The organism is Marinobacter sp. (genome assembly GCF_041984545.1).
GTDB lineage: Bacteria > Pseudomonadota > Gammaproteobacteria > Pseudomonadales > Oleiphilaceae > Marinobacter.
The window spans coordinates 16,745-29,577 of record NZ_JBHIXV010000041.1 but is presented as its reverse complement, the minus strand read 5'-3'; the positions used below and the strand labels follow the sequence as shown (position 1 = coordinate 29,577).

Sequence of the window (12,833 nt, the reverse complement as noted above, 5' to 3'; positions counted from 1 at the left end):
ACCTGTACCGGAACAGCGCCCGTCAAGGCGCTACGCGCCATGCCTGGCGCACCATAAAAAAGGCCGGATGCTGAACACATCCGGCCTTCTGGACACAGTGCAGACCTTACTTCTTGTTGGCCCGCTTGCGCTCGTTTTCGGTCAGGAGCTTTTTCCGGAGCCGGATCGATTTCGGGGTTACCTCAACCAGCTCATCGTCATCGATAAACTCCAGAGCCTGCTCCAGCGTGTACTTGATCGGCGGCACCAGGCCAATCACCTCATCCTTACCAGAGGCACGCATGTTGTCGAGCTTCTTGGCCTTGGTGGGGTTAACGACCAGGTCGTTGTCGCGACTGTGAATGCCGCACAGCTGCCCTTCGTAGATTTCCTGGCCAGGCTCAAGGAACAGCTTGCCACGGCTCTGCAGCGTCTCCAGAGAATAAGTCAGGGCAGTGCCCGTTGCCATGGAGACCAGCACGCCGTTCTGACGACTGGTGACATCGCCCACCTTGATCGGGCCGTAATGGCTGAAGGTGGAGGTGAGAATGCCGGTACCGGAGGTCATGGTCAGGAAGGTGTTCCGGAAACCGATCAACCCGCGAGCGGGGATGGTGTAATCCAGCCGCATGCGGCCCTTGCCATCCGGCACCATGTTGGTCAGATCGCCCTTGCGCAGGCCCATCTGTTCCATCACAGCGCCCTGGTGCTGCTCCTCGATGTCCACGATCACGTTCTCGTAGGGCTCCTGCTTGACGCCATCCACTTCCTTGATGACCACCTCAGGACGGCCCACGGCCAGCTCGAAGTTCTCGCGGCGCATGTTCTCGATGAGTACCGAGAGATGCAGCTCGCCACGACCAGAAACTTTGAACTTGTCGGCAGAGTCACCCTCTTCCACCCGCAGGGCCACGTTGTGCAGCAGCTCTTTCTCGAGCCGCTCCTTGATGTTGCGGCTGGTGACGTACTTGCCTTCCTTGCCGGCGAACGGTGAATCATTCACCTGGAAAGTCATCGACACGGTCGGCTCGTCCACGGTCAGGGCCGGCAGAGCTTCTACGTTGGCGGGATCACACAGGGTGTCGGAGATGAAAAGCTCGTCCATACCGCTGACGCAAACGATGTCACCCGCCTGGGCTTCCTCCACTTCAACCCGCTGCAAACCGAAATGGCCCATTATCTTCAGAATTCGGCCGTTGCGCTTCTTGCCGTTGGCGCCAATGGCAGTCACCGGGGAATTGGTCTTGATCTTGCCCCGCATGATACGACCGATGCCGATCACACCCAGGAAGCTGCTGTAATCCAGCTGGGAAATCTGCATCTGGAAGGGGCCGTCCAGGTCCACGTTCGGTGCCGGCACGTGATCGACGATCGCCTGGAACACGGCGTCCATGTTGTCGTCGAGGTTTTCATGGTCGACGCCGGCAATACCGTTCAGGGCGCTGGCGTAAACGATCGGAAAGTCCAGCTGCTCATCGGTGGCACCCAGGTTATCGAACAGGTCAAACACCTGATCCACCACCCAGTCCGGGCGGGCACCCGGGCGGTCGATCTTGTTGACCACCACGATCGGCCGCAGGCCGGCCGCAAACGCCTTCTGGGTAACAAAGCGGGTCTGGGGCATGGGGCCGTCGATGGAATCCACCACCAGCAGCACGCAATCCACCATGCTCATCACCCGCTCAACTTCACCACCGAAGTCCGCGTGTCCCGGGGTATCCACAATGTTGATGTCATACCCGTTCCACTTCAGGGCGGTGTTCTTGGCCAGAATGGTAATGCCCCGCTCTTTTTCCTGGTCGTTCGAGTCCATGACCCGTTCGCTTTCAAGTTCCTTGCGGTCGAGGGTACCGGACTGGCGAAGCAGTTTGTCTACCAGCGTGGTTTTACCATGGTCGACGTGGGCGATGATGGCGATATTACGAAGTTTCTCAATCACAAAAAGTATCCTGCGGCATGCACTCAATGACCTGAGAAGGTCGTTCGCAGGGGAAGCCCCGGCACATGCCGTCTCAAATCCGTAAAATGAATTCATTCACCGGAACTGACTGCCCGGCGCCCTGCACGGAGCTTTTCGATCCGGGATCTGAAAAAGGCAGGGTGAAAATGAAGCGGCGCGCAGTATATCGAAAAGTCGGTGTCGTTAATATGAAGAAAAACGCCTATTCTTTACTCAACTTGCCACGCCGGGCGCCCCGCACTCTTTTGATGCACTCCGCCAATAAATGCACCATGTTAGTGCACTGATTTGGTGCGTAAGACGCAGTTGACTCTGGCTCGCCGCCGGCGCCATGCCCCAAACCCTCGCAGTTGCGCTTTTCTGGAGCACGCCCCAAAAATTGGCAAGCACCTTGCTTTACCGAAATCAGCCGAAATTTGCAGGTAAGTGTCACTGGCATTTGCTAAGCTGCGCAAACCTGAGAAACCGATCGGAACCCGCAAGGGCGGGCGATCCGGCACCACGAACATGAATGCAGCCGCCTGTGCGGTATAACTAACGGAGCATGCACAATGTCCAAGACAGTTGATTTGATCAAAGAACACGAAGTCAAATGGGTTGATCTGCGCTTCACCGACAGCCGTGGTAAAGAGCAGCACGTGACCCTGCCCGCCACCGAAGTGGACGAGGACTTTTTCACCGACGGCAAGATGTTCGACGGTTCCTCCATCGCCGGCTGGAAAGGCATCAACGAATCCGACATGATCCTGATGCCGGACGACGAGACCTCTGTGCTGGACCCGTTCACCGAAGAAACGACTGTCAACATCACCTGTAACATTGTTGAGCCCTCCACCATGCAAGGTTACGAGCGTGATCCCCGCTCTGTTGCCCGTCGCGCCGAGGAATACCTGAAGTCCACCGGCATCGCCGATGGCGCTCTGTTCGGCCCTGAGCCCGAGTTCTTCGTGTTCGACTCCGTGAAGTGGAACGTCGACATGCAGGGTGCCTCTTACCACATCCACTCCGAGGAAGCAGCCTGGGTATCCGGCGAAGACTTCGACCGCAACAACATCGGTCACCGTCCGGGCGTTAAAGGCGGTTACTTCCCGGTTCCGCCGGTTGACAGCCTGCACGACCTGCGTGGCGCGATGTGTGCCGCCATGGAGTCCATGGGCCTGGAAATTGAAGTACACCACCACGAAGTGGGAACTGCCGGCCAGTGTGAAATCGGCGTTGGTGCCAACACCCTGACCCGCAAGGCCGACGAAGTACAGATTCTGAAGTACTGCGTGCACAACGTGGCACACGCCTACGGCAAGACCGCCACCTTCATGCCCAAGCCGGTAGTTGGTGACAACGGCTCCGGTATGCACGTACACATGTCCCTGAGCAAGGACGGCAAGAACCTGTTTGCCGGCGACAGCTACGCTGGCCTGAGCGAAGCTGCCCTGTACTACATCGGCGGTGTGATCAAGCACGCCAAGGCCATCAACGCCTTCACCAACCCGGCCACCAACAGCTACAAGCGTCTGGTTCCCGGTTTCGAGGCTCCGGTTATGCTGGCCTACTCTGCCCGCAACCGTTCTGCTTCCATCCGTATCCCGTACGTGAGCAGCCCGAAGGCCCGTCGCATCGAGGTGCGCTTCCCGGATCCGTCCGCGAACCCGTACCTGGCCTTCGCTGCCCTGATGATGGCTGGCCTCGACGGCATCCAGAACAAGATCCACCCTGGCGATGCCATGGACAAGGATCTGTACGACCTGCCGAAGGAAGAAGCACTGAACATTCCGAAGGTCGCCGAGACCCTGTCCGAGGCCCTGGACTGCCTGGAAGCAGACCACGAGTTCCTGACCCGCGGTGGCGTATTCACCGAAGACATGATCAAGGGCTACGTGGACCTGAAGCGCGGCGAAGTCGAAAAGCTGAACATGACCACCCACCCGGTCGAGTTCCAGCTGTACTACTCCTGCTAAACGCTCACCGGAGCGTGCCTCCGGAGAGAACAGCAGATCGAAGCCCCGCCCTGTGCGGGGCTTTTTTTGTGAGCGACTCCACAGAGCCTGCCGCCCTTAACGATATGTAACGAACATCCGTGGGCCCGGCCGTTGAAATGGTGTAAAGCGCCGCCGATAATCGGGGAAACCCCATAAAAGGTGAGCGTATGTATCTCAAGTCCGGGCTGATTGCCGGCCTCTTCGTTTTGTTGGCCACCCCCGTATTCGCCGAGGTCTATCGCAACGTCGATGCCTACGGCAACGTCACCTACTCCGACGAACCGTCCGAAGGCTCTGAGGCGGTCGAAGTCAAACCGGTTACCACAATTACCCTGCCCAAGCCCCAGACGGTTCAGGAAACCGACAAGCTGCGGGAAGAAGTTCGCAGGGAGGGCGCGGCCTATGACAGCGTGTCCTTCAGTTACCCTGAGAACAACCAGGCCTTCTACAGTGGCAGCGGTGACATTCAGTTCGAAGTGACCAGCACGCCAGGTCTGCAGGCGGGCCACAAGTATGAAGTCACCCTCGATGGCCAGCCTGTTGGGCAGAGCAGCTCCGGTTCGATCACGGTGAACAACGTGTTTCGTGGGACCCATGAAGCTCGGGTTCATATCGTTGATGAAAATGGGGTTCAGGTGAAAACAGGGTCTGCCATCTCCTTCACCGTACACCGGCCATCCGTCCTCAACTGATCCCGCTCACACCAAATGCGCACTATTTTGGTGCGCACGCACCAGAAACAAGCCATACTCTGACCAGCAACGGGGCGCCTGGCCCGGGCTGGTCGTTCTTTTTTGCCTTCCCTGCACCAGCTTTTGGCACATTTCAGCGCTGATGGGCTCCAATGCCCGCACTTCGCCCGTTCATTCGACCATCGACACCAATGTGGTTCGCTTTTTGCAAAACTCCGGAGGTCATCTAATGTCGAACCAACGGGATTCACGCATGGCTCTGCCTTCGGCCACTCCAGTCGGATACAAAAGCATTCTGGACAGCCTTACCACGGCTGTTCTGGTGCTTGAGGACAATCTCAATATCCAGTATCTGAATCCGGCCGCCGAAAGCCTGTTTGAAACCAGCATGACCCGGAGCCACGGCCAGCCCTTCCGGGACATCCTGGTGGAATCTGAAGACGCCCTGAAGACGCTGCTCGCGGCGGTCCGGAACGGACAGTCATACACCCGTCGTGAGGCTGAATTCCTGCTTACCAGTGGCTCCCGCCTGACGGTCGACTACTCTGTCACGCCGATCAGCCTTGAGCCCACGGAGCTGCTGATTGAAATCCAGCCCCGGGACCGCCTGATGCGGATCAGCCGTGAGGAAGACATCATTTCCCAGCAGGAAACCACCCGCATCCTGGTGCGCGGCATGGCCCACGAGATCAAGAATCCGCTCGGAGGCATTCGCGGCGCGGCCCAGCTGCTGGATCGTGAACTCGGCAGTGAGGACCAGCGCGAATACACCCGCGTAATCATCGATGAAGCCGACCGCCTCAGAAGCCTTGTCGACCGCATGCTTGGCCCCAACAAGGCCCTGAAACTGGCCCCGACCAACATTCACGAAGTACTGGAGAGAGTGGGCACCCTGCTTGAAGCCGAGAGCAAGGGTCGCCTGCATTTCAGCCGCGACTACGACCCCAGCATTCCCGAGTTCCGGGGCGACAAGGAGCAGCTGATCCAGGCATTTCTGAACATTGCCCGTAATGCCATGGAGGCCGCGTTCGAGAACCAGAGCGGCCATACCGCCAGCGAACCGCCCACCATCACATTCCGGACCCGGACGCTGCGCCAGTTCACCATCGGTCACCGCCGCCACAAGCTGGTGTGCCGGGTGGATGTCATTGATAACGGACCGGGTATTCCGCCGGATCTACTGCAGAACATTTTCTATCCGATGATCAGCGGCCGGGCCAGCGGCACCGGCCTGGGCCTGTCCATTACCCAGAGCATCATCGGACAACACCACGGACTGGTGGAGTGCGAGAGCGAGCCAGGCCGAACTGACTTCATCATCTTCCTGCCCCTGGAGGACACCCCATGAGCCAACCGGCAAACGTCTGGATCATTGACGACGATCGCAGTATTCGCTGGGTGCTGGAGCGCGCCCTGAACCAGGCCGGTATGCAGCCCCGCGTTTTTGACAGCGGAGAAAGCATCATGATGCGGCTCGAGCACGAGCAGCCCGATGCCATTGTCAGCGACATCCGGATGCCGGGCGTGGACGGTATCACCCTGTTGTCACAGATCGTGGACGTGCACCCGGATGTGCCTGTCATCATCATGACCGCCCATTCCGATCTGGAGAGCGCGGTAACCAGTTACCAGACCGGCGCCTTCGAGTACCTGCCCAAGCCCTTCGATGTGGACGATGCCGTGGCGCTGGTCAAGCGGGCCGTAGCACACAGCCACGAGAAACGGGCCAGCGGCGAGCCCCAGGCCGAGAGTGCCCAGCGCAGCGCCGAAATCATCGGCGAGGCACCGGCCATGCAGGAGGTCTTCCGGGCCATCGGCCGGCTCTCTCACTCCAACATCACGGTGCTGATCAACGGCGAGAGCGGTACCGGGAAGGAACTGGTGGCCCAGGCACTGCACAACCACAGCCCCAGGGCGAGCCATCCGTTTATCGCCCTGAACATGGCCGCCATCCCCAAGGACCTGATTGAATCCGAACTCTTCGGCCACGAAAAAGGCGCCTTCACCGGAGCCGGCGCGGCCCGCCAGGGGCGCTTCGAGCAGGCCAATGGCGGCACCCTGTTCCTGGACGAGATCGGCGACATGCCTGCCGATACCCAGACCCGGCTGCTGCGCGTGCTGGCCGATGGCGAATTCTACCGGGTCGGCGGCACCACCCCCATCAAGGTGGATGTCCGGATCATCGCGGCAACCCACCAGGATCTCGAGAAACTGGTACAGGCCGGTAACTTCCGGGAAGACCTGTTCCACCGACTGAACGTCATCCGGGTGCATCTGCCCAGACTGGCCGAGCGCCGGGAAGACATTCCGCGCCTGATGCAGCATTTCCTGAAGCGGGCGGCCAAGGAACTTGCGGTGGAGCCCAAAATCCTGCGCGAAGAGGCGGAAGAGTACCTGACGACCCTTCCCTGGCCAGGCAACGTTCGGCAACTGGAGAACACCTGCCGCTGGCTGACGGTGATGGCCAGCGGCCGCGAGATTCACATTGATGATCTGCCGCCTGAACTGCTGCACCAGGCGGAGACGCCCACCACTGGCACAACCTGGCAGGAGGGTCTGAAGAACTGGGCTGAGCAGGAGCTGAAGCGGGGCAAGAGAGGCATCCTCGATACCGCCGTGCCGGAGTTCGAGAAGATCATGATCGAGACCGCTCTTAAACACACCGGCGGCCGCCGCCGGGATGCCTCCATCCTGCTGGGCTGGGGACGGAATACCCTGACCCGGAAAATCAACGAACTGGGCATGGATCATCCGGAGCACGAAGAGGATTGACGATTGGCGAACCGCCGGGGTTCGCGAACGCTTCAGGGCAGGACGGCAGTCCTGCCCTTTTTTATGGCTCCTGCCAGTAGATCACCCGGTCGTGCCCGCGGAACACGCCAAAGGTGGCCAGGCCCACCGGGTTGTCGAGAGTACCATCGCCATCCTCGTCGTCACGCAGCCATTGCTCGACGGCCCAGACCAGGGTGTCCGTTCCCTGGGTGCCGTTTGGCTGAAGGATCAGCGGTCCTGCGGAGCCCGTTGTGAATGTGCCTGAGTCGGTGACCAGCGTGTGATGGTTAGCCGTGTTGCTGATATCGGCGGTGGTCCAGTCGGTACAGCTATCGTCGGTGTTCACAACGTAACGGGCACCGTTCCAATACTCCACCCGGAAAGGCATCTCCAGCTCCATGATGTTCTCAGGGCCGTAGACGTTCTCCATCACCAGACGACCGTAATACATCTCAAACGCTGCCAACGGCGTGAAGGGATAGGAAGGCTGCTCGGCGTTTACTCCGTCACTGTCAGTGATGCTGTCAATCGAGAACGGCAGTTCGGGGGCAAACGGGGCAATGCGAGCCGCGGCCGATTTTGTGTATTCAAAGCTGTCGCCCAGATCGTAGGTGTAGGTCATCAAGCCCGGGGCGGTTACGGCCAGCGCGCCTGTGGCAACACCGGACGTCACCACCATGGCACTCCCGGCCTGGTCCGTCGCGGAGGCATCCTGGCTGGGGAAGCTCCTGATCACTCCCGATTCGTTGAGCCGCTGGAACCCGGCGGCCGTGTAGTTCCGAGTGCGCGTGCCTGCCAGGGAAAGGGGCTCGATGGTCAGACTGGGCGTGGCCAGATACCCGAAACTCTGGCCGATGTAGGTGAACGGGGCGCCCGTGCTGCAAACAGGCGCCATTTCCCCGGGATCCACCGCAACGGCAAACCGATCCGGATAAAAACGGCCCGTCGGCTGGCTCTTGCCTCCGTCGGGGGTCAGGCCAAGGTAGGAGCCGACCGTTGGCGTGGCAGAGAACTCGAAAACACCCACTTCGGAAACGCGCGCCCGAATCGTTTCCGTGGCGCTGGCCGAGCGGGTGTGGGTGTAGCTGGCCGGCTCGAACACGCCATCGGCGCCCCCGGCCGGTGCCTGCACCGAGGACGTCAGGGGTATATCCAGCAGGCGGAAATTCGGGGTTACCGGGTTGCCCTGGCAGAGGTCGGCGTCGGTATCACTCTGCCAGCCAACGGCGGTAATCGACAGGTCGAATTCCTCGTCGGCCCGCACGAACGTCGGGCAGGTGCTATCCCCGGCGGCACACTCGCCACCGGTACGAACACAAAGCCCGGCAGGCCGGCTCGCAAACAGGTCCGCCCCGGGCATCACCAGCCCGTCGTCATCGGTGGCAGTCGAACCGATATAGCGGGCATCCAGTTGCATCAGGCCGGCATCGGGATAGGTCACCTCAACCTCAGCAATGCCTCCCGGGCCGAAATCCAGGTCAACCACCGACGGATTGGCGGAATCACCACTGATGTCTGCCCCATTGACCGCGACCGCGCGACTCACGGGGCGTCCGTTTGGCCCCGGATCCGAGTAGGTCGACCAGAAACGCACGGGGCGGGTGACATTCTCGAACGCCGGTACGCACGCCTGGCTCTGCTCTTTCTGCCGGACGGCCCGGATCTCGACCGGACCGGACGGTCGATGGGAAATCAGATCCGGGACATCAAAGGCGAGGCCAGACTCGAAGAACTCCAACTGGCACTGGGTCGAGGAAAGCGTACCGCTGCCATTGTCGCACAGGGTGACCGACTGGGGACGGGTCGAGGGCTCCGACCCCACGACGTCCAGGGTGACCACCCCGCCTGCGGTGTTCTGTAGCGTTGCCTGTCCTACCCCACCCGAGAAGGTAATCGGGTTGCCTTGCACCCAACCGTTCCCGGGCGCCAGGGTAGCGGTTACCGGATCAGTAAACAGATCTTCCGGCTGGTCGCAGTCTGCCGTCGCGCAGGCCCGGATGGTCACCGTCTCGGGCTGGCAGCTCAGGGCAACGCCATCGTGGATGATTTCAAAATGATCCACCTGGGCACCCACCGGATTGAGCTTGAGGGCACACAGCTCCGTATTGTCCAGTTCGTGAATGTTGGTGGAACCTCCGGTAGAGCCGGTAAGTGACAGCAGGAAGTTCTCCGGAACAGCCGCCTGGCCGGGCTCGTCAAGCACGTTGAACGGCGCGATCAACTGCTGGAAACCTGAGCCAGTATCGCGCTCCACGGAAACGATGGCCTCGCCGGCAATCCGGGAATCAACCGTGATGCGATAACGGTGAGGGTTGTTCTGTCCCGTGGCGTCAATACCCGGGTTCAGGCGCCCGGTTCCGTCCAGGTAGCGATAACCGCTGTTCCCTGATCCCGATCCGCGAATGGCAACGGAATCCTGGATTCTGCCCGGCCCGCCCTGTCGACCCTCGGTGGCCGCCGAGAAGTTACCGTACTCATCAATACCGATACCTAACCAGCCCCCGGCAAATCCGGCGTCACCATTGTTGCGCTGGGCATATCCCAGGGAGCCACCAAAGCTGCCGGGCCTTGGGGTCACCCCGGCGTCCGAGAGAACCACCGCGATTCCATCTGCCCCGTTACCTCCGTAGGCGTAATAGTCGAACTGCAGGATCAGCAGATTCTCGGCACCCGGAATTTCCCGTTGCAGTGTGGCAGCGGTGGACTGGTTGGATCGCGCTTCCGTCATCCGAAGCCGACCGTTGATCTCGGTGGGCGTGAAGTTCCCGCTGGCAACAGACGTGACCCAGTCTTCCGGGGCCAGACCATTTGCGGAATAGTCGTCGTCAAAACAGGTCAGTGCTTGCGGGTCCAGAACAATCACGACAATGGAATCGCGCTGGTCTTCGGTCCATCCTGTCCTGCAATCGCCAAATCGGTAATTTCGGCAGTACTCGGAAATAAACTCAACGGTATAAGTGCCCGGGGAACCGTAGCTGACCGTTCGGCCAAAAGCAGGAATGGAACAGGGGCTGGTCCCGAAGATCTGCTGCTCGGGATCACCTGCATTCACCCAGTTATCCCGCCAGACGCCGTTATTACCCTGGACATTTTCGCAACCCGTTGCCGTCACCTCGAGGTAGACCGAGTCGCCCACATTCACAGTTACCGGACCATTCGGATCGTTGTTCGCAGAAAGCACTATCTCCGCGCTCGCAACGGAGCCAAGGAGTAACCACAACAGGAGAAAAACAGCCAATCGCCAAATCATCGAACTCGCACCTCAACTGCCCGACTCGCCTGGTCCGGCCCCGCGCCGCACTGGCCCTCGCTTACGATGGTATACACCGTATCGCCGCCCGAGCCACCGATGTCTTCCGTTACCGACTCACAGCTGACTACAGCACGACACCCGGACAGACCTGGCGTGCTGAAAGCCACCGGAGTGGTGATGGCGGCACAGCTTGACGCCTCCAGAGCCTCACGAACCGCTACCTGGGCACCGCTCTCGGCCGCAAAGAACGCGCGCTGCGACTGGATCTGCAGGCTGACCGACTCTCCGCTGGACTGCTGCAGCTGCGCCATGCCAATCACCAGCAGCGCCAGCACCGTGATGATGAACAGGGCGATGGGCAGGCCTGCGCCGCCCTGTTGTTTCAAGCTGGACACTTCAGGGCACATTACGAACCTGAACCTCCTGAGTGATCGCTGTGGTTTCACCGGATTCCGGATCCGCAAGCTCGAAACTGAACGACACCACGGCACCCCGTTGGAGACTGGGCGGCGTTACTTCGAATTCCAAAGAACCCGGCACCAGATTGGCGGCCATGACTTCACGGCCCGGATAGCTCGACGGTAATCCCGAAGCAGGCGAGGCATTGATGCCATAGCCGCTGTAGCGATACAGGAACGCGCCCGCCTGGCAGACTGCCTCGGGCCCGGAGACCACGTAGAATCGGCGCTCCGGTGACTGCTGGGAGAATCGGTGGGTCGCTCCGCCGTCAAAGGTCACCGTTACCGGCGAGGGTCCGGCAGGTACCGTGGCCGGCGGCGAAATCGGCCCGGGATCCGTGGGGTTGTAGACATTCGAGCCGTAGCCGTAGATCACCACTCGCCCGGCTGCAGAACGCCCACCTGCCAGAGGCACCGCCTCAAAGGAATCCGGCGTAGGCCCGGACGGCCGGTTGAGGTAGTTTGATGCCGCCACAATGGGCATCCACTCCACGCAGCTTCCACCGGAACCCGTTCGCAAGGAGGTGGGTAAGGCCGCCCGCACGGCCCTGCTGATCTGTTCACTGATGACAACGCCGGCCAGGGCCCGTTGCTGGCGGGCACCCACATCGATGGCGCCGCGGGTGGACAAGGTGACGAACTGCACGGAAATGGTCGCCACAATGGCCAGCAGAACGATGACCATCACCAGCTCCACCAGGGTAAAACCGCCCGCCCGCTTCATCAGAAATTAGCCCTGTAGGCAGAGAAGACAAAGGACTGATCACCCGGCGCCTGTATCGACAGCTCGATACGCTTGGCCTCGGAAGCCGGAAGGCCCACATCGCCCCCGGCGCAGGCGACGGTGACGGACACCGTGAAACCGTTATAGCCACTCAACGAGGCACCGGTGGCCGTGGCCGGCGGCCCGCTAAGATTATGGTAATCGTCCACATCATCAAACTCGCTTCGGGTGGACTCGTCGCTTTCAGCGCCAATGGTACAGGCACCGCTGTACCTGGGCACGCCGCCCTGAGGGGTCTGATCGTCGTACTTCTGGGTAATGATCTCATCCATGTACAGCTGGGCCAGCTTCACCGCCCGGGTCTGGTTGAGCGGATCGGCGCTTCGCCCGGCAATCAGTGAGAAAGCGCCCACCACACCGGCAATCGCGACGCTGATAATCACAATGGTGATCACCAGCTCCACCAGCGTAGCACCGCCCTGCGCCCGGCTCATGGCTGACAGCTCCCGGCGTACACGGCGCCCAGAGAGCTGAGGCAAGTGGTAAAGGTGCTGTCTCCGGTAAAGGTAAGCTGCAGGTTCGAACCGGATGCGGGCGCGCCTCTGGCATCGAAAGAAAGGGTTATAGGCAAACCGCCAGCTACCGAGAGACTGGTGCTCTCCCGGGCAATGGCAAAGGTTCGGGGATTGGCACTGCCGCCACCGACCACGAACCGGAACTCGTCTGAGCCCTGTTCAATGGTCAGGGTGTTGGCAGCATTACCCGCCAGCGCTGCCTGCTGTGCAAGCAGCGTGGCCGAGGCCAGTTGCTGGTTGGCCAGAAGTGGCGAGAAGGCCGATCGGCTGGCAAACAGGCCAATACCCAGGACGGAGAGCACTCCGATCAGGATAATGACCATGACCAGCTCGACCAGGGTGAACCCCGATTCTCGCGGGGCGTTCCATTGCCTCATGCCCCCTCCTCATTAACCCATGTAGGTCGGGTTAGCGGAGCGTAACCCGACAGGAGCCCATCATAGA

The 12,833-nt window shown here is 60.6% G+C and carries 10 protein-coding genes; 4 read left to right on the top strand and 6 right to left on the bottom strand.

Going from position 1 to position 12,833, the window contains the following annotated elements; translation table 11 throughout:
• Positions 1-106 precede the first annotated feature (106 nt).
• Positions 107-1,918: a translational GTPase TypA gene (gene typA / locus ACFC20_RS15735; RefSeq protein WP_375172560.1), complete on the bottom strand. Its 1,812-nt coding sequence runs from the start codon at positions 1,916-1,918 to the stop codon at positions 107-109.
• Positions 1,919-2,490: 572 nt separating this feature from the next.
• On the opposite strand from typA, the gene glnA reads away from it, so the two are divergent.
• The 4 genes from glnA to ntrC all read left to right on the top strand — a co-directional run bounded on the left by glnA (position 2,491) and on the right by ntrC (position 7,379).
• Complete coding sequence (gene glnA / locus ACFC20_RS15730; RefSeq protein ID WP_091992245.1) at positions 2,491-3,894, top strand: glutamate--ammonia ligase; 1,404 nt, start codon at positions 2,491-2,493, stop codon at positions 3,892-3,894.
• Positions 3,895-4,082: 188 nt separating this feature from the next.
• Positions 4,083-4,607, top strand: a complete 525-nt coding sequence (locus tag ACFC20_RS15725) for a DUF4124 domain-containing protein (RefSeq protein WP_375193830.1) — start codon at positions 4,083-4,085, stop codon at positions 4,605-4,607.
• Positions 4,608-4,860: 253 nt separating this feature from the next.
• Positions 4,861-5,955, top strand: a complete 1,095-nt coding sequence (gene glnL, locus ACFC20_RS15720) for a nitrogen regulation protein NR(II) (RefSeq protein ID WP_375193831.1) — start codon at positions 4,861-4,863, stop codon at positions 5,953-5,955.
• The gene (ntrC, locus tag ACFC20_RS15715; RefSeq protein WP_375193829.1) at positions 5,952-7,379 is read left to right on the top strand and encodes a nitrogen regulation protein NR(I); all 1,428 of its coding nucleotides are present in this window, start codon (positions 5,952-5,954) and stop codon (positions 7,377-7,379) included. Before glnL ends, ntrC begins: the two co-directional genes overlap by 4 nt.
• A gap of 61 nt (positions 7,380-7,440) precedes the next feature.
• Here ntrC and ACFC20_RS15710 read toward each other — a convergent pair whose 3' ends face one another.
• The 5 genes from ACFC20_RS15710 to ACFC20_RS15690 form a co-directional block, all read right to left on the bottom strand.
• Positions 7,441-10,560 carry a DUF6701 domain-containing protein gene (locus ACFC20_RS15710; RefSeq protein ID WP_375193828.1) on the bottom strand — a complete coding sequence of 1,040 codons (3,120 nt, stop codon included), beginning with the start codon at positions 10,558-10,560 and terminating at the stop codon, positions 7,441-7,443.
• Positions 10,561-10,625: 65 nt separating this feature from the next.
• A complete protein-coding gene (locus tag ACFC20_RS15705; protein ID WP_375193827.1) occupies positions 10,626-11,027 on the bottom strand; it encodes a hypothetical protein in 402 nt (133 codons plus the stop codon).
• 1 nt (position 11,028) lies between these two features.
• Positions 11,029-11,814: a type II secretion system protein J gene (locus tag ACFC20_RS15700; RefSeq protein ID WP_375193826.1), complete on the bottom strand. Its 786-nt coding sequence runs from the start codon at positions 11,812-11,814 to the stop codon at positions 11,029-11,031.
• Positions 11,814-12,308, bottom strand: a complete 495-nt coding sequence (locus ACFC20_RS15695; protein WP_375193825.1) for a prepilin-type N-terminal cleavage/methylation domain-containing protein — start codon at positions 12,306-12,308, stop codon at positions 11,814-11,816. The genes ACFC20_RS15700 and ACFC20_RS15695 overlap by 1 nt, the downstream gene beginning before the upstream one ends.
• Positions 12,305-12,766 (bottom strand): Tfp pilus assembly protein FimT/FimU, encoded by a 462-nt coding sequence (locus tag ACFC20_RS15690; RefSeq protein WP_375193824.1) that lies wholly within the window; start codon positions 12,764-12,766, stop codon positions 12,305-12,307. Before ACFC20_RS15690 ends, ACFC20_RS15695 begins: the two co-directional genes overlap by 4 nt.
• Positions 12,767-12,833: the final 67 nt, after the last annotated feature.